General features: G+C 58.0%; 16 protein-coding genes. 11 read left to right on the top strand and 5 right to left on the bottom strand.

Features of this window, described 5'->3' with window-relative positions:
* The first annotated feature begins 5 nt into the window (after window positions 1–5).
* Window positions 6–1,430: a lipid II flippase MurJ gene (locus CJF39_RS20135; RefSeq protein ID WP_094995024.1), complete on the top strand. Its 1,425-nt coding sequence runs from the start codon at window positions 6–8 to the stop codon at window positions 1,428–1,430.
* The gene (locus CJF39_RS20130) at window positions 1,427–2,356 is read left to right on the top strand and encodes a glycosyltransferase (protein WP_094995023.1); all 930 of its coding nucleotides are present in this window, start codon (window positions 1,427–1,429) and stop codon (window positions 2,354–2,356) included. Before CJF39_RS20135 ends, CJF39_RS20130 begins: the two co-directional genes overlap by 4 nt.
* A 60-nt stretch (window positions 2,357–2,416) precedes the next feature.
* Here the strand turns inward: CJF39_RS20130 and CJF39_RS20125 are convergent, their stop codons facing one another.
* Both CJF39_RS20125 and moaB read right to left on the bottom strand, forming a co-directional pair.
* On the bottom strand, window positions 2,417–3,604 hold the full coding sequence (locus CJF39_RS20125) for a molybdopterin molybdotransferase MoeA (RefSeq protein ID WP_170942709.1): 1,188 nt from the start codon (window positions 3,602–3,604) through the stop codon (window positions 2,417–2,419).
* 22 nt (window positions 3,605–3,626) lie between these two features.
* Window positions 3,627–4,166: a molybdenum cofactor biosynthesis protein B gene (gene moaB, locus CJF39_RS20120; RefSeq protein WP_094995021.1), complete on the bottom strand. Its 540-nt coding sequence runs from the start codon at window positions 4,164–4,166 to the stop codon at window positions 3,627–3,629.
* 79 nt (window positions 4,167–4,245) lie between these two features.
* Here moaB and mobA point away from each other — a divergent pair, with 79 nt between their 5' ends.
* Both mobA and CJF39_RS20110 read left to right on the top strand, forming a co-directional pair.
* Complete coding sequence (gene mobA, locus CJF39_RS20115) at window positions 4,246–4,815, top strand: molybdenum cofactor guanylyltransferase MobA (RefSeq protein ID WP_094995020.1); 570 nt, start codon at window positions 4,246–4,248, stop codon at window positions 4,813–4,815.
* Window positions 4,816–4,918: 103 nt separating this feature from the next.
* On the top strand, window positions 4,919–5,140 hold the full coding sequence (locus tag CJF39_RS20110) for a YgdI/YgdR family lipoprotein (RefSeq protein WP_094995019.1): 222 nt from the start codon (window positions 4,919–4,921) through the stop codon (window positions 5,138–5,140).
* A 69-nt stretch (window positions 5,141–5,209) separates the two neighbouring features.
* On the opposite strand, the gene CJF39_RS20105 is transcribed toward CJF39_RS20110, so the two are convergent.
* Window positions 5,210–6,100 carry a pseudouridine synthase gene (locus tag CJF39_RS20105; protein ID WP_094995018.1) on the bottom strand — a complete coding sequence of 297 codons (891 nt, stop codon included), beginning with the start codon at window positions 6,098–6,100 and terminating at the stop codon, window positions 5,210–5,212.
* Window positions 6,101–6,303: 203 nt separating this feature from the next.
* Between CJF39_RS20105 and CJF39_RS20100 the strand changes: the two genes are divergently transcribed.
* Window positions 6,304–10,572, top strand: a complete 4,269-nt coding sequence (locus tag CJF39_RS20100; protein ID WP_094995017.1) for a dermonecrotic toxin domain-containing protein — start codon at window positions 6,304–6,306, stop codon at window positions 10,570–10,572.
* Between the two features lie 51 nt (window positions 10,573–10,623).
* Here the strand turns inward: CJF39_RS20100 and CJF39_RS20095 are convergent, their stop codons facing one another.
* The gene (locus CJF39_RS20095) at window positions 10,624–10,872 is read right to left on the bottom strand and encodes a glutaredoxin family protein (RefSeq protein ID WP_094995016.1); all 249 of its coding nucleotides are present in this window, start codon (window positions 10,870–10,872) and stop codon (window positions 10,624–10,626) included.
* Window positions 10,873–10,950: 78 nt separating this feature from the next.
* On the bottom strand, window positions 10,951–12,048 hold the full coding sequence (locus tag CJF39_RS20090; RefSeq protein WP_094995015.1) for an acyltransferase family protein: 1,098 nt from the start codon (window positions 12,046–12,048) through the stop codon (window positions 10,951–10,953).
* Window positions 12,049–12,222: 174 nt separating this feature from the next.
* Here CJF39_RS20090 and CJF39_RS20085 point away from each other — a divergent pair, with 174 nt between their 5' ends.
* The 6 genes from CJF39_RS20085 (at window position 12,223) to CJF39_RS20060 (ending at window position 17,586) form a co-directional block, all read left to right on the top strand.
* On the top strand, window positions 12,223–13,959 hold the full coding sequence (locus tag CJF39_RS20085) for a cation:proton antiporter (RefSeq protein ID WP_094995014.1): 1,737 nt from the start codon (window positions 12,223–12,225) through the stop codon (window positions 13,957–13,959).
* Between the two features lie 131 nt (window positions 13,960–14,090).
* On the top strand, window positions 14,091–14,405 hold the full coding sequence (locus CJF39_RS20080; RefSeq protein ID WP_094995013.1) for a DUF883 family protein: 315 nt from the start codon (window positions 14,091–14,093) through the stop codon (window positions 14,403–14,405).
* Window positions 14,406–14,407: 2 nt separating this feature from the next.
* A complete protein-coding gene (locus CJF39_RS20075) occupies window positions 14,408–14,782 on the top strand; it encodes a phage holin family protein (protein WP_094995012.1) in 375 nt (124 codons plus the stop codon).
* Window positions 14,779–15,120: a hypothetical protein gene (locus tag CJF39_RS20070; RefSeq protein ID WP_094995011.1), complete on the top strand. Its 342-nt coding sequence runs from the start codon at window positions 14,779–14,781 to the stop codon at window positions 15,118–15,120. The genes CJF39_RS20075 and CJF39_RS20070 overlap by 4 nt, the downstream gene beginning before the upstream one ends.
* A 140-nt stretch (window positions 15,121–15,260) precedes the next feature.
* The gene (locus tag CJF39_RS20065) at window positions 15,261–16,592 is read left to right on the top strand and encodes a deoxyguanosinetriphosphate triphosphohydrolase (protein ID WP_094995010.1); all 1,332 of its coding nucleotides are present in this window, start codon (window positions 15,261–15,263) and stop codon (window positions 16,590–16,592) included.
* A 367-nt stretch (window positions 16,593–16,959) separates the two neighbouring features.
* A complete protein-coding gene (locus CJF39_RS20060) occupies window positions 16,960–17,586 on the top strand; it encodes a response regulator transcription factor (RefSeq protein WP_094995009.1) in 627 nt (208 codons plus the stop codon).
* Window positions 17,587–17,683: the final 97 nt, after the last annotated feature.

Here is a 17,683-nt window from a genome sequence, read left to right as displayed (position 1 = left end):
AGGCCATGTTCGGATCAACCCTGTGGCTGACCCTGGCAACCCTTACCGGGCTCGCGGCGGGGTTCGCCCGCGAGTGGCTGCTGGTGGCTGCCTGGGGCGCAGGCGGGCGCAGTGACGGCTTTTTAGTGGCCATGTTCCTGCCTGAAGCATTGCGCATGGCGCTGGCCGCAGGTTTGTTGAGCGCGGCCGCCTTGCCGTTGTATCAGCAACGCTCACCGCTGGCGCAACGCGCCTGGCTCAGCGCGCTGGCCCCTCGCCTGCTGCTGTGCGGACTGCTACTGAGCGGGATTCTCGGCTTGGGTTCGCTGCTGTGGGTACGCCTGATCGGCCCCGGCCTCGACACTCAGGGCTACGAACTGGCCAGCCACAGCTTGCGCATTCTGGCGTGGTGCGCCCCGGGCTTTGTGCTCCACGGTTTGTTTTGCGTCCCTTTGCAAGCCCGCTCACGGTTCGTGCTGGCCGGCCTCGGATCGCTGCTGTTTAACCTGCCGCCGGTGGTGTACCTGGCGCTCTTGAAGCACCAATCCACCGCCGAAGGGCTGGCCAGCGCCTGCGTATTGGGCAGTGTGCTGATGCCGTCGGTGATGCTGCTGGCGCTGTACCGCGACGGCTGGAAACCCTGGCAGATTGAGTCCGCGCCCGGTGCCAGCCGCGAGCTGCTGCAACGCATCGGCCCGTTGTTGAGCAGTAACCTGGCCAGTCAGGGGCTGGCTTTGCTGGAACGGATGGTCGCCTCGCTGCTGGGCGAAGGTTCGGTCACGTGGATCAACCTGGCGCGCAAGCTGATCAACCTGCCGTTGATTGCCCTCATGAGCCTCAATCAAGTGCTGCTGGGCCTGATGAGTGGCAGTTCGGGCGAGCAACGTCTGGGCCTGCTGCGCAAGGGGCTGGCCAGCGCCACCTTGCTGACCGTGCCCGCCGTGGCCGGTCTGATTGGCGCCGCTGGAGCGCTGGTGCACCTGCTGCTGCCCAACCAGGCGGCAGACAGCCCCTTGCCTGAGTTGCTGGCGTGGTTTTCGGTGCCCTTGATGTTTGGCGCGTGGAACGCACTGCTCGCCCGCTATGCCTACGCCGCTGGAGACACGCGCATGCCGCTGACGTGCGAACTGATCGGCAGCCTGCTCAACGCGGTCCTGTTGGCCGTATTGCCGTTTTTCTTTGGCTTGGTCGGGATTGCACTGGCAGCGGTGGGAGGCGTGGTGCTCACCGGACTGCTGCTCATGCGCCGCCAACACCTGCTCGCCCACGTACCGTGGCGCAGCCATTGGTTGCTCGGGTTGGGCATGATGCTGGTGTCGGCCCTGTTGCTGCACCCACTGCAGTCCATCTGGCTACAACTGGGCCTGAGCACCGCGTTCGGCGCATTGCTGATGCTGGCATTGGCCCTGTGGTTACGCCCTTGGGGCACGGACAAACCGGAGGTTCAATGAATTTGCCGCTCAGGGTTGCCTGCATTATCCCGACCTACAACGGTCGTCAGGAACTGGAGCGCCTGCTGGACTCTCTGGCGCGCCAGAACGCCGAGTTCGACACGTTCATCGTCGACTCCAGCTCCCGTGACGGCACCTTCGAGCTGGCGCAGGCGCGCTGCCCGAACGTGCTGCGCATCGACAGCAAGGACTTTAACCACGGCGGCACGCGGCAGATGATGGTCGAGCGCAACCCGGACTACGATGTGTGCGTGTTCATGACCCAGGATGCCTATCTGGACGACCCCGACGCGCTGGCCGCGCTTGTTCGCCCGTTTAGCGACCCGTCTGTGGGCGCGGTGTGCGGGCGGCAGTTAGCGCATTTGGATGCCGTGCCGTTGGCGCAACATGCGCGGCACTTCAACTATCCGCCCACCTCGCAGCTCAAAAGCCTCGACGATGCGGCGCAGTTGGGGATCAAGACCGCGTTCATGTCCAACTCGTTTTCCGCGTATCGGCGTGATGCGCTGATCGCCGTGGGTGGCTTTCCAAACCATGTGATCCTGTCTGAGGACATGTACGTCGCCGCCAAAATGTTACTGGCTGGCTGGAAAGTCGCGTACGAAGGCCTGGCGTGCTGTCGGCACTCGCACAACTATTCGCTCAAGGAAGAGTTTCGCCGCTACTTTGACATTGGCGTTTTTCAGGCCCGCGAGCCGTGGATCCGGCAGACGTTTGGCGGGGCCGGGGGTGAAGGGTTGCGCTACGTGAAATCCGAACTGACGTTTTTGGGCCCCCGGCGTGTGCTCGACTGGCCCGGCTCGCTGCTGCGTAACGCGGTCAAACTGGGGGCTTACAAACTGGGTCAGCAGGAGCGACGCTTGCCCACTCGCTGGAAGAAAAAACTCGGCATGTACCAACGCTATTGGGACGGGCCGTTTGCCTGAGTAGTGCGATGGCTGCATCACGTGCAGCCATCGCGCGGATCGTCAGTAACGGCGCAGGGGTTAGCCCAGCACCTCGCTCAACGGAATAAACCCGACCTCATCGCCTGGCGCCAGCGTGCTGCCTTCACGCACTTCCACCAGCCCTTCGGCCCACGCGGCGCTACGCAGCACGCCGGAACTCTGGTTGTTGTAGAGGACTGCATGGCCTTGCTCCAGACGCCCGCGCAAGTACTCGCGACGATTGCCCGGCTTGGCCCAGACGAAACCGGCTGGCACCTGGAAGGTCAGCGGCTCGACCGCCTGCACCCCTTGACGGCGCAGCAGGTACGGGCGCGCCAACAAGGCAAACGTCACCAACGTCGAAGCCGGGTTACCCGGCAACCCGATGACCGGCACGCCACGGTAGTGGCCACAGGTCAAAGGTTTACCGGGTTTGATCGCCAGCTTCCATAGCGCCAGCTCACCTTCTTCACGCAGGGCAACCCCCAGAAAGTCAGCTTCACCGACCGAAACGCCGCCGGTGGAGAGAATCAGATCCACCTCGCCCAACTCAATCAGGCGCTGGCGGGTGGCAGGCAGGTCATCCGGCAAGATGCCTGCATCAAGCACGTCACACCCCAGACGGCTCAGCCAACTGCACAGCAACACACGGTTACTGTTGTAGATCTGCCCCGGCCCCAATGGCTGCCCTGGCTCTATCAGTTCATCGCCTGTCGACAATACAGCCACGTTGACCCGGCGAATCACGTCAAGCGTGGCGCAGCCCAACGACGCGGCCAGTCCTTGTTCGATCGGCCCAAGGCGGGTGCCTGCGGGCAGTACCACCTCACCGACGGTGGTTTCTTGCCCTTGCGGGCGAATGTTCTGATTGACGCGCAACGGTTGGCTGAACACTACCCGGCCATCGGCCTGTACCTGCGCGTTTTCCTGCATTTCGACGCAATCCGCCCCGGCAGGCACCGGCGCGCCGGTGAAGATCCGCGCGCAGGTGCCGGGAATCAGCGCCTCGGGCGCCTGACCGGCAAAAATACGCTGGCTGACAGGCAACGGCTCCCCGGTCCAGTCGGCCAGGTTCAGCGCATAACCGTCCATGGCGCTGTTCGGCCAGGGCGGCAAGTCCAGGGTGGCGATCAGATCCTGAGCCAGCACTCGCCCCTCGCAGGCCGCCAGTGGCAACGTCTCGGTGTCGCGAATCGGCGCGGCTTCAGCCAGTGCCAGCAGGCGCGCCAGTGCCACTTCAACCGGCATCAACTCGCCGGTACGGCCCGGCTTACCCACGGGTTTCACAGGCCGTTGCCTGCTTCAGATGCGCCACGAAATTGCATGGGCGATGACGGGCGTCCAGTTGTTCGGCCAGAATCCCGTCCCACCCCGTGCGCACAGCATTGGTCGAACCCGGCAGGCAGCACACCAACGTGCCGTTGGCCAGACCGGCCAGCGCGCGCGATTGCACGGTCGAGGTGCCGATGTCGGCCACGGAAATCTGCCGGAACAACTCACCAAAGCCATCCACCTGTTTGTCCAGCAGGCAACTGACGGCCTCAGGCGTACTGTCGCGGGCCGTAAAACCGGTGCCGCCGGTGATCAGCACCACCTGAACCTCATCCTCGGCAATCCACTGCGCGACTTGGGCGCGAATTTTGTACAGGTCATCCTTGAGCAACACACGTGCCGCCAATCGATGGCCCGCTTCAGTCAGGCGGTCGACAAACACCTGACCCGAGGTGTCGGTGTCGAGGGTGCGGGTATCGCTGACGGTCAGAACAGCGATGTTCAAAGGTACGAAAGGCGCATCAACCTTGGCTTTCATAGACGAGGTCCAGTTGTAGGAAGAACAGCCCGGTGTTATATCACAGCCCTTCTTTTGCCTGACTGCGCGGAGTCAATTCATGAACCGGTTACCTTGTTCCATCCTACTTCTGGCGGGCGGACGCGGCCAGCGCATAGGCGGGCAAGATAAAGGGCTGGTGCAATGGCAGGGTCAGCCGCTGATCGCCCATGCCCTGCACGTGGCACGTCCCTTCACCGATGACCTGATTATTTCCTGCAACCGTAATCGCGAGCGCTACGCAGCCCTGGCCGATCAACTGGTCAGCGATGGCAACGACGACTTCGACGGGCCATTGGCCGGGATCCGCGCGGGTCTGGCAGCAGCACGGCATGCCCATCTGCTGGTGCTGCCCTGTGACGTACCGAAGATCGACGCCGCACTGATTGCCCGGTTGCTCGATACGGCAGGTCAGCACCCCGGCCGACCGGTCATGGTGCGCCAGGGCCAACAGTGGGAACCCTTGCTCTGCGTCATCCCCGTGAACCAGCGCGGCGTGTTTGATAATGCCTGGGCAAACGGCGAACGCAGCCCGCGCAATATCATGCTTAAGCTCAATGCACACGCTTGCGAGTGCGTAGACAATGACCCGCGGCTGGTCAATTTCAATACCCCGGATTTACTGGACTAACCGCAATAGCTATTCTTGCGCCACTCTTCAGGGAACTTGCAGACGCTGTATACGTCTCAGGGTCAGTTACCTATCACGCACATTCATTTGTTGGAGAAACACCATGACTCATCGGACTCTCGCCGCTCTCATGCTCACTGCTGGCCTGGCCGCCCTTGCTGGCTGTGCTTCGCCAACCGTGATCACACTCAACGACGGTCGTGAAATCCAGGCAATCGACACGCCTAAGTACGATGAAGATTCGGGCTTCTACCAGTTCAAACAATTGGACGGTAAAGAAACCCGCATCAACAAAGATCAGGTTCGCACCGTTAAAGAGTTGTAAGTTTCATGCATTAAGACAAAACCCGCCTAGTGCGGGTTTTGTTGTTTATGGCTCCCCGCGTAATGTTTTTTACCAGTCGAGGCTGATCTGACTCTCGAAAAAACGCGCCTGACCTGTCACCGGGTCGGTAAAACGCAACGTCTTTGCCAGTAGTTTCAACGGGTTGGCATAGTCATCCTCAGCATCCTTGATCACCTGTGGGTAAAACGGGTCGTTGCAAATCCCCGCCCCCAACGCCGCCATATGCACCCGCAATTGATGCTTCTTGCCGGTCACCGGCGATAACCCGTAACGCCACAAGTCGCCATTTTTTTCGATCACGCTTACGTGCGTCTCGGTGTTGCTGACACCTGGGCCTTCTTGCATGCGGAAGAACGGTTCGCCATCAATCAATCGGCTTTTATGCACCAGGGGCAGTGGCAGATCCGGCAACGCTGGCGCAATGGCTTCGTAGTGCTTGTCGATTTTGCGCGTCGGAAACAACGACTGATACGCCGAGCGACTCGCCGGGTTGGCCGAGAACAGCACCAGCCCGGCGGTGTGACGATCAATACGGTGCAGCGGCACCAAATTCGGATTGCCCAGGGTGCGAATCAACCGACGCAACAGGGTCTGTTCCACGTATTCCCCGGCAGGCGTCACCGGCAAAAAGTGAGGCTTGTCGGCCACCACCAAATGCTCATCGGCATAGAGGATGGTCTCTTGCACAGGGATCGGCGTTTCGTTGGGCACTTCACGAAAATAGTGAATGCGCAGGCCTTCCTTGTACGCCAACTGCGGGCTGACAGGCTCCCCGTGGGCATCCAGCACCCGACCGCGGGCCATACGATCGAGCCATTGCTCGCGGCTGATTGCGCGAAAGTGATCACACAGGCAGTCGAGTACCGTCGACCACTGGCCGGGCGGTAGATACAGGGTGCTGGCTTGATGCGCGGCGGCGTTGAAAACAGGGGGCGACATAGTGGGCTCGGGCAATAAAAAAGCAGTCGGGATTATCGCCCAGCGTCCCCGTTCAAGAAACCGCCAATCGCATCCCACCCTATATATGTAGCCATTTCCGGCGTTTATGCCGGTACACACTGCTCACGTTTCCCTCCCCCTCCCGGCTATCGGCTGGACCGAGATACAAGGCCGGGGTATTAGAATTTTCGTGAGTGATGCCCATGAGTGATGTCTTTCATTTGTCGGATGCCTTGAGCGCCGAACTGGTTTCGTTGAGCCCCCCTGCAGAACGGCAGCATGTCCAGAAGTGGACAGCGCTGGACGTCGAGATCCAAACACTACTGGCGCAACAGCCCACCGTTGAATCCGTGCTGCAAGAAGCGTTGAACACAACCTTCCCTGACGCAACCGACCCGCTTGACCCGGAGCGTCTGCTGGTGATCGTCAAACCCAGCGGCGAGACGTCCTCCTCTGTAAGACCGCAACCGTTAAGCGTGTTGGACACGGTTCTGGATACCTTCCGTACCGGTCTTTACCCGCGCTACCCAAAAGAACGAACCTTTATTTCCACGCAGGTCGAGGCGACAAACTCACTTCTGGACATCGCCCTTTTTGAGGGCTTTTGTGGCGACGTCCGCCAACACTTACAACGCTACCTCAAGCAACAAACGACAGCGTTCTGGCACGCACAAACACCTCTGACCGGCACCCGTACCCGCAAAGCCTGGTTACAGGAAAAGCTCAGTGAGTTGCTGACCGTCGAATCTCAACTGCTGTCATTCGACGGCACCCTGATTCCGGACCATCGCGTGCTGATCGATCACATCGTGCGCTACCCGACTGTCACGGCACGCGGAGCATTGCCCGCGTTTTCACGACCCGCCGTCTACGCCCTCGCACTGAAAACCGAGGACGACCCAGTCTTGGCTGATTTGGCGGGCGCATTTGTCATTACCGCCCGGGATGGCACCGGTGCGGACGATGCAGCCGGGGCGTATGCGATTCCTGTCAAAACAGCGGCTGTGCAGATCAGCGCCAGCGCCGATGCTGGCACCGTGGTGCTGTACACGCCTTCCGGTGGCCTGACGGGTTTTACCTCGTTGAAAGCCTTGCACGATGAAATCGAACGCCGCTGGCGCAGCACGTCAGAATTTGAGTCGCTGCTGGAACTGCTTTCGACCCAGGACCTGAAACGGGTCCTGACGTGGGATAAAGGGCCGCAGGCGCCGCTGGGGCTGGTGTTCACCGAGATAGAGGGCTCCCTGTTCGAGCACCTATTCAGCGCCCATGACCAGCAGCGCGAACAGAATATTTTCCACGTCCTGCTCCATTCGGCTAACCGCTCAGTCACGCAAATCAGCGAAGGCTTGGCGCACGTTGTCGACTACGCGCATCGTTTTAAACAGGCCAATGCGCTGAATGCGCGATCCGTTAAACGCATCGCACTAAAAGCCCGTGAATGGCTGCTTAAAGCCAACAGCGCCGATCGTCAGGCCTGGCTGGATGCGTCTGAGCACTATCGCCTGATGAGCCTGCTGGCCAATGAAAACGGTGAGCCTTCAGCCGAACAATTTGGGGACAAGCCCTTCTTGCTGCGCTATGCGCGTGAACAATTGCAGCAACATATCCAGGCCCACTATGGGCTCAACGTTGATCCCGACACGGTCCTGATCACCGTCACCACGGCCGAGCGAGGGGCCGGGCCGGTTATTCCGCCGACAGCTTGGGCCCCCACCTCCTACACGGCAGTCAACAGCCTTTCGCGTACCGGACCTACGATCAGGCTGAGCAGTACCACGCGAACAATGACGGAACTGGCCCTCGAAAACGTCAGCAAATTTGACATTGACTACGCACTGACGGCCCGCGTGACCACCGTTCATAGCAGCGATACCGCCGCAGCTCCGCTCAATGCAGCGCAAATCAAAGCCATTATCCGAACCGTCAATATCGGTGATAACTACCCCGCCTATCTGCACGATGCACTGATCGATTCGCCCAAGGCCGTGGCGCGACGTGAAACCGCCATGCGGCTGATGCATGCGCAAATGCAGGTGGATGCACTGGAGGCCAAGATCAACGGTGATTTTTCGCCCGATCGCGTTGACCGGGGATATCGATGGGTGGAAGCGGCGCTTAAAGCGGCCGAAAACCCGGAGCTCACGGCGACCTTTGAAGAGCATGCCCTTGCCACCTTCCAACTGCTGATCAGCGAAGCCACCGTGCGCGGTGTATTGATCTTTGGTACACCTGCAACCCATCCAATCGACAGCACGCTGGTGAAGCTCGATATTATTGCGCCGCCCCCCCATTTCCCCGTCAAGTCGCTGGTGGTGTACACCCCGTATGCGCCGGACGGAAAACGATTCAGGGAGTTCGAAAGCCGCCAGCATTTTGCTAGGCATTTTCTGGGCAACCCGCAGTTGCTCGACTACTTTGTTTCGCGCGTCAGTCAAGGCAATAAGGCGCGGGTCCGTCTCTTGCTTGAGCAAGGATTGAGAGCACCCGATATCAAGCTCATACCTATTGCAGGCAATTTCATCGAGCAAGCCTGCTTGGCCGAAGCGCGGCATGGCATCGCCAATGCCGAAGCTCTGAGTACCTCCACCTCCGAAATCAATCAGCTCACGGTCTGGAACAGCATTGAAACGGTGGTGGACGTGGTGACCATGCTACTGCCTTTAAAAGTGACCGCGCCCATCGCCTTGGGACGCAGCCTGATGTCGCTGTGGCGTTTCATCGACGCCCTTAAACGCGACAGCCAGAGGGAAGCCATCGGGCATTGGGTGGGCATGATTGCGCATTGGGCAGACGCCAGCATCGATATCGGCGTTGGCTTCATTCGCGGGCCTAAAACGATTGCTACCCCCGCTCCCGCCCTTGATCCAAAACTGAGTTACAGCCACAGCGTGTCTGACCTGACCTTGCGCAGCGATGGCATTTATCAGGGCATTTATGAAAGAGCCCCCTCGGGCAGCGGCTCGTTACAGCATTTCATTCATCAAGATGAGCATTGGTTTCAAATCGTCCACGACTCGCATCTGAACCTGTGGCGGGTGATCGACATGCGCAATCCACAAGCCTGGTATCGCTCCCCCATAGCCCGCGACAGCCAGGGCGTGTGGCGCATCGAAACAGCGCAGGCAGGCTTGCTGGGCGGGATTCGCTCCACACTCGCGCCGTTTCGGGTACGTGTTGCATTCCCCAATTTCAGCTTTAGAGAAGCGCGAAAACTGCTTGATCAATTTGACTTCCCCCCTGCCAGTCAAATGCGGCTGGAATTGGACCTGGCGGAATACCTGGTCAAACATCACGTGTTTCCGATCTGGTCCAGGCAGTACCTGAAACCCGGACTGGGGGAAGCAGCCGCCCGGGTACAGCCGAGCACCTCCAGCAGCACTGTGGGCCTGAGCAATAAACGCAAGCTTGCGGAACCCGCCGGGGATTTCCCGCGCAACGCGCCAAAACAGCCTGTGGTTTCGACCACGACGGTGGTGATTGAACCCCTGAACAACACGAGCTGGAAACACTGGGGGCAAGCCCTGGAAGCAACACAGTTGACCCCGGTGAGCCTGAACCCGCCCATCTCCAAAGTCACCGATGCAAAAGGAACTTACCGGGTCATTAACATTGACGAGCTGTATTACGAGATATTGCCACAGGGCAATCTCCCCCAAGGCAACCGGGTGTTCATCCGCTACCCCGACAAACCCTGCAACACGTATGAACAGTTAGGTTTGCTGATTCACCAGAGCCGTTACCTGCAACCCCGGCTGGCCGAGTTCATTAATGGCCAATGGGTTGTCCACCCGCCGTTTTTCCATAAGTCGCTGGCCCAGTTTGTCGGTTCTCTTTTGCCGGCCCTGACACCTGTTTCAAGGAGTGCAGTGGCAAAAAGGCTGTATCAATTCGCCGATACCTCCAGCCCCGACCTGACCCCGAAACGCATGCGCACTATCAACAACACTTTGCATGGTTGGCGCACAGGCAACGCCGTCCCAGACCATCTCCATCTTGGGGACCCGCTCGCCCTGCTGGCGCAAAAAGGCACAGCCGCCGGCAATAAGACCTTCACGCTCGGGCAACTGGCACGCACATCATTCTTCAATCAGCTGGATCTGATTCTGCTCGCCAGCGAACGCTTGCTACTCAATGAACCGTTGGGCCTGAACAACATGATGAGACGTGTGCTGGAGCGCCTCGGCTATCAAATTTATCCGGACATCCCAAGTGCCACTGAATTGGTGTTCCGCCGCAAGGGGGCCGGAACCATGAACTATCTACAGCTGCACAGCATCAACTCGCCGCAGATCTCGCTGGCCAAAACCCTGTCGGAGTCGATCGAGGCCATGATCCAGCGCAACCCGTTGTCACCGCTGTCGCTGGCCATGAAAACAGCCCGCCATGAAGGTAAATTACTGGCGTTTTTAGGAGGGGTCATGCAGACGCCACTCGCTGACGTGCCCACCGGGTTTATTTATAGGGCGTGACACACACAGGCAGGCTCTCAGCTGCAGGCCGTGCGGCCTGCAGCTGGAGGGTTAACAATCCATAACGCGCAAAAAACCAATCGCTTGTTCTATATCAAAAGGCCAGTCCAGCTCAGCCCCCGTGTCCACACGGCGTAATACCGGAATACGCAAACTATAGGTGTCAAAAAACGCGGGTTCTTCGGCAATATCGATCAGTTCTACCAACAGCCCATGTTCGATAAGCGGCATCAATTGCGCTTCCGCGATCTCACACAGATGACAGCCCAATGTGCCGAACAGTTGACATTCGGGAAGCATGATTTTCGACCTGAAGGAAATAAGCCGCCATTTTAAGAGCCTCCCATGCCGTCGTCGACCTGCAATCAAACTGCACAGTCATTTGGCCGGGCCTGTTTGCGAATGCCGTGGACTGACTGCAAATGTTCGGGCGCAATAGGCCGTTGCCCAATCCAGCACCGGTTTCTCGAAAAAACGATACGCCAGTGCCCCGTAACACAACACGGCCGCCATCATCAGCAGCAGGAAAACAGCATTGTCCCAAGGGCTGGCAGGCCACACCCCGACCCGTTGCCACAGATGACCGATCACACCCAGCACTAACAGGTGCGACAGGTAGATCGTGTAGGACATATCACCGGTAAAGATCAGGAACGCAGGCACGCGGATCCGTTTACGGCGCTCCAGCAGCACCAGTGCGCCCACCAGTGCGCCAAAAACACCACCGACCGATAGCATGCGCATCAGCCCCTCGGCAGCAAATAACTGATAGCCATAGATCAAGGGAAACCCGATACACAGAGCGGCTATCAGCGCTGCCCACACCCAGGGCGTCGGCAACCTGGCGCTGAATTTGCTGTAAAAAAACAAGGCCAGCGCACTGCCCGCGATGAACTCAAGCGCATACGGGTGAAGCATGATTTTCAATGCCGGGTTGAAGTCCTGCCAATTGGCAGACACGTTGAAGCCAATCAACCCGATCGCCCACACCCCCAGCAGCAGTGGCAGGTGTTTCTCCTTGAACAACAGCAAGCCGGTAAACACCAGGTAAAACCACAGTTCAAAGACCAGTGACCACGCCACCATCACCAACAACACCCGGTCATTGGGCAGCAGCAGGAACGACATTAGCCAGTTAGAGCTGCCGTGGGAGGTGTTCACGACACCCGGCAGGGCCAGGGTCACCCCCAAAGTAATAAAGAAATACAGCCAGTAATTGGGGTAAATACGTGAGAGTCGATTAAACACAAAGCGCTGGGTCTGCACTTTGTTTTGAAAACGGCCACGGGTGACGATCACCATAACGAAGCCACTGATGACAAAAAAAAGATCGACGCCCAGTTGGAAAAAATTCACCAATGCTGGCAATAGAAGATCTCCCCCGGAATACTTCGCTTCAACCGAGGCCATGTGAAATACAACCACTCCCAGAACGGCAGCGCCTCTCAAGCCTTGGAGGGAATACAGACGTTCCATAACGCTCCTGACGACTACGCTTGTTCAACATCCCATTAAACTGCTGGTTCTGAGCATAGCGAAGGACCGTGATTTTGGAATTTTGCTCTCAAAGAATGATGCATATCAGCGCCAGCCCCCCTCATTTGCTGGAAGCTCGCGACTTTTTTATTTGAACTCACAGGGAAGACGTTTGTGTTTGCCAATTTATTGATCATCCTCGCCTCATCACTGGTGGTGATTGCCTTTTTCAGGCGATTGAAGCTGCCCCCGGTGCTGGGCTATCTGTGCGTGGGCCTGTTCGTGGGGCCAGCCGCTCTGGACTGGATCAACGACAGCCCGGACTTGCCCGATCTGGCCGAACTTGGCGTCGTGTTTCTGCTGTTTTCGCTGGGGCTGGAGTTTTCGTTGCCCAAAATGCTGGCACTGCGCAAGGTGGTGTTCGGGCTGGGCAGCCTGCAAGTGGTGTGCACCTCGTTGGTGCTGGGGGGGTTGCTGTACGCCTTTGGCATGAGCCTGAATGCCGCCTTCCTGCTCGGTGCCGGCCTCGCGCTGTCATCCACGGCCATCGTCAGCAAGGAACTCACCAGCCTGGGGGAAATTTTCAGTCGCCATGGCCAGAACGCAATTGGCGTCTTGCTGTTTCAGGACGTCGTGGCGGTACTTTTGCTGACCCTGGTGCCGGTGTTTGCCGGCAGCAGCGATCAGGCCTGGTATTGGGCGTTGCCCGTCACACTGGGCAAGACCGTGATTCTGTTTGTCGGCTTGCTGTTGGCCAGTCGCTTTCTATTACCGCGCCTGTTTCATGAAGTCGCAGCCTCGCGCTCGGCAGAGCTGTTTGTATTACTGGCCCTGGTCATCGTGCTGCTGACGGCGTGGCTTACCCACTTGTTAGGGTTGTCGCCGGCACTGGGGGCATTCTTCGCTGGCATGCTGCTGGGTGAAAGCCATTACCGTCATCAAATCGAAGCAGACATTCGCCCGTTCCGTGACATTTTGCTGGGCCTGTTCTTCGTCAGTATCGGCATGCTGATTGATCTGCAATTGTTCGTGCATGACGGTTTTCTGATTCTGGGGCTGACCCTGGCGCTGTTGCTGATCAAGGGCGCCGTGGTTGCGCTGCTGGTCAAAATGCGCGGCAGCGATGGCGAGACCGCGTGGCGCAGTGGCCTGGCCCTGGCCCAAGGCGGCGAGTTCTGTTTCGCGCTGATGGCGCAGATGCAGAGCAGTGCCCTGATCCCGCCAGAAATGGCCGGTTACCTGCTGGCTGCCACCTTCTGCTCCATGCTGCTGACGCCTTTGCTGTTACGCGCGGCGCCACAAATTGCGGCCAGCTTGCACCGCAAGTCCAACGAGGAAGCGGAACTGGAAGAAATCGCCGCACAGAACGCCGAATTACACGGGCATGTGGTGATGTGCGGGTACGGCCGTGTCGGCCAGTCCATCGGACGCTTCTTGCGCAGTGAGCAGCATGAGTTCGTCGCGCTGGATTACGACCCGGATCGCATTCAGGAAGCGGCCAAAGTCGACAGTTGCGTGCATTACGGCGATGCTCGCCGCGGGGATTTACTGCGGGCGGTGGGCCTGGACCGTGCGCGCTTGCTGGTGATCGCCGTCGACAATACCGACGTGGCAATGTGCGTGCTCAAGGAGGCGCGTTTAATCACAATCGATGTGCCTGTATTGGTGCGCACCCGCGACGACAGTCTGCTCACCGAACTCAAAGCCGCCGGAGCAACTGAAGTGGTGCCGGAGCTGCTGGAGTCGAGCCTGATGCTGGCCTCCCACGCACTGATCCTTCTGGGCATACCGGAGCGCAGTGTGCGCCACCGGGTCGATGAGGTCCGTCACAACCGCTATCACTTGCTGGACGGCTGCCTGGATAACGCTGACGCACGCGAAACCCCGGGGTTCACCCGCGAAGGTGAGTAATTTAAGGTAAGGTCTTGTCACAACCGAGGGTGAACATCTCAGACGCCGGCATGCCCGGCGACAGATTTTCAGTGAACCTTCAATCCATGCCTACACTCTGAACCATCAAGAAGCCACTCACGGAGATCATCATGGCCCGCAATACAGCAAAAAATGCGCAAGAGATTTTGATGGCTGACTTCCAGACGCTGGTTGCCGACACCGAACGTTTGCTGGAACACACAGCCTCTTTGGCTGGCGATCAGGCTGACGAACTGCGTTCACAGATCAAGGACAGCCTGCTAAAGGCCCGTGAATCACTCGAACAAACCAAGGAAACCCTTCAGGAGCGCGGGCAGGCTGCTGTGGTCGCTACCGAAGATTATGTCCAGGCCAACCCTTGGCAATCGGTCGGTATTGCTGCTGGCGTGGGCTTTTTGATCGGCTTGCTGGCGACTCGGCGCTGAATATGACAGAAGAATCCGGATCCCCTCGTTCCTCACCCCGGCGCCTGGGTGCCGCGTTTCTAGGCTTGTTGCACAGCCATGTCGAGTTGCTCGGCATTGAGTTTCAAGAACAGAAAGCGCGTACGGTCAGTCTGTTGCTATTTGCGGGGCTGGCACTGGTGTTCGGTCTGTTGTTGCTGATCGGGCTCTCGGCACTGGTGCTGGTTCTGGTCTGGGACAGTTATCGTCTGGCCGGCATCATCGGACTGTGCGTGTTTTATGCGCTGGCCGCCATTTTCTGCGGCCTGCGCCTCAAAGCGGCGGTGTTCGATGAATCCTCTCCTTTCAATGCCACGCTTGAAGAGCTGGCCAAAGACCGCGAGCGTTTGTTGCCATGAACCTGCCTGAAATGCCGCCAAAAGCGTCCCGGCGTGAAATGCGCAAAGTGCTGATTCGCTTGCGCATGGAGATGCACCGCCAGGAAATACGCCACGAAGCCCAGCAACTGATGCAACCTCTGCAGAAGATGCGCGGGATGACGACTAACTGGCAAGATAGCCTCGGCATCAAACACGCCCCGTTATGGGGCGTGGCCGCTGTTACCCTGCTGGGCTTTCTGACAGGCAAAGGTGCACGCTCCAAGGGCACCGGCCGCATGTCACGCCTGATTGGCCTGACGACCGGTTTATTGCCGCTGATCAAACTGGTCATCCAGGGTACAGCGCGCAAGCCTTGAACATGCCTGACCGGCGCATCGCGTGACCGTTGTTTGAACGACGGTTGCGCGCTGCGCCTTTTTTTGCAACCTCCTCCCCCTTGCACCCTCCTGCGTGAAGCGAGAAGCTGAGCCCGGACTCACTGACGGAGCACTGCGCCTTGGATTGGCAAACCCTACTTAATCGCGAACGTCTCGGAAAACCCCATCACAGCCCGGAAGAACTAGGGCGCAGCCCCTTCCATAAAGATCACGACCGCATCATCTTCTCGGGTGCATTCCGCCGTCTTGGCCGTAAAACCCAGGTTCATCCGGTCACCAGCAATGATCATATTCACACCCGCCTCACCCATTCACTGGAAGTCAGTTGTGTCGGCCGCTCTTTAGGCATGCGCGTGGGTGAAACCCTGCGTGGCGCCCTTCCTGACTGGTGTGACCCCGGCGATCTTGGAATGGTGGTGCAGTCGGCTTGTCTGGCCCATGACATCGGCAACCCGCCTTTCGGGCACTCGGGCGAAGACGCCATCCGAAACTGGTTTCAACAGGCCGCTGGCCGCGGCTGGCTGGATGACATGAGTGACGCCGAGCGACTGGACTTCCTGAGTTTTGAAGGCAACGCCCAAGGCTTCAGGGTGCTCACGCAGCTGGAATATCACCAGTTTGACGGAGGCACCCGCCTGACCCACGCCACGTTGGGCACCTTCCTCAAATACCCGTGGACGGCAAAGCATGCCGACTCGCTCGGGTACAAAAAACACAAGTTCGGATGCTATCAGAGCGAGCTTCCCCTGCTTGAAGGGATCGCCCAGAAGCTGGGCCTCCCGCAACTCGAGGACGAACGCTGGGCACGTCACCCTCTGGTCTATCTGATGGAGGCAGCGGACGATATCTGCTATGCCTTGATTGACCTCGAAGACGGTTTAGAAATGGATTTACTGGCCTATCCGGAAGTTGAAGCCTTGCTGCTGGGGCTGGTAGGCGATGACTTGCCGCAGACCTATCGCCAGCTGGGGCCCAAAGACTCGCAACGGCGCAAGCTCGCCATTCTGCGCGGCAAAGCCATTGAACACTTGACCAATGCGGCGGCGCGTACATTTGTCGAGCAGCAGGATGCATTGCTTGAAGGCACGCTGCCGGGCGATTTGGTCGAGCATATGCATGGTCCGGCAAAACGTTGCGTGCTGGATGCCAAAAACATGGCCAGGCACAAGATATTTCAGGACAAACGCAAAACCCTTCATGAGATTGGTGCTTATACGACGCTGGAGATCTTGTTGAATGCCTTTTGCGGGGCAGCGCTGGAGCAGCACAAAGGTCGCACGCCCTCATTCAAGAGCCGTCGCATCCTCGACTTGCTGGGTAATAACGCGCCAGCCCCTCACTGGCCACTGCACCGTTCCTTCATGCGCATCATCGACTTTATCGCCGGCATGACCGACAGCTACGCCACAGAAATGGCCAGGGAAATGACTGGCCGCTCAAGCCCTACCTGAGCCCCGCCCTCAATACAAGGCTAATCACGCTCAGCGATTAGCCTTGTATTGCACTGTCAGAAAATGACACCTCACGCGAAAGAATTAAAACCAAATACCCAAACACAACATGTAAACAACTTAAATATCTGTAGTCCATTTCCTTCAACATACTAAACCTAATCTTTGCATATCAAACATATCAGTCAAGAAACAGCCAAAGCTTTAAACAAACGGCACTTCCTCATATCAAGCAGCCGTGCTCTTGCGCCTTAATTTGCGTAGGATTTTTCCCATACTACGTTTGTAGGCCAAAGGGTTCGTGTGCCCACTCCTATAACTGAGCTATGGTGCGCGCTTTCTATACCGCGCTTAACAGGAATTAACTATGACCACCGTCTTTATTGTTGACGACCACCCGGTTATCCGGCTCGCTATTCGTATGTTGTTAGAACATGAAGGGTATGAAATAGTCGGTGAAACCGACAACGGTGTGGATGCCATGCAAATGGTGCGCGAATGTGTCCCGGACTTAATCATTCTTGACATCAGCATCCCGAAACTCGACGGACTGGAAGTGCTTGCACGCTTTAACGCCATGAATTCGACCCTTAAAACACTCGTCCTGACAGCGCAATCTCCTACGTTGTTCGCCATGCGCTGCATGCAATCCGGGGCCGCCGGGTATGTGTGTAAACAAGAAGAACTGAGCGAACTTGTCAGTGCAATTAAAGCTGTCTTCGCTGGCTACAATTATTTCCCCAGCCAGGCCTTGACACCAGAACGCCACGAGGGTGGTGATTATTCAGAGATCGAACTATTCAAATCGGTCAACGACCGGGAGCTGATGGTTTTGCAGCTGTTTGCACAGGGCAAAACCAACAAGGAAATAGCCAAAGGCATGTTTCTGAGCAACAAAACCGTGAGCACTTACAAGAAGAGACTCATGCAAAAACTAAAAGCGAATTCATTGGTTGATCTTATCGAATTGGCCAAACGCAATTCTTTAGTGTGAGAAACAGGATGCCCACGCGGTTAGGCTCTGTACGTAAAGTATTGTCGCAAGCACCGCATAGCGCAGGCCAATGAGACCATCGCCGCAAAACTTGTTG

The organism is Pseudomonas lundensis, assembly GCF_002269125.1.
Taxonomy (GTDB): domain Bacteria; phylum Pseudomonadota; class Gammaproteobacteria; order Pseudomonadales; family Pseudomonadaceae; genus Aquipseudomonas; species Aquipseudomonas lundensis_A.
The sequence above is the reverse complement of the archived record's forward strand: the minus strand, read 5'-3'. Positions and strand labels throughout refer to the sequence as shown.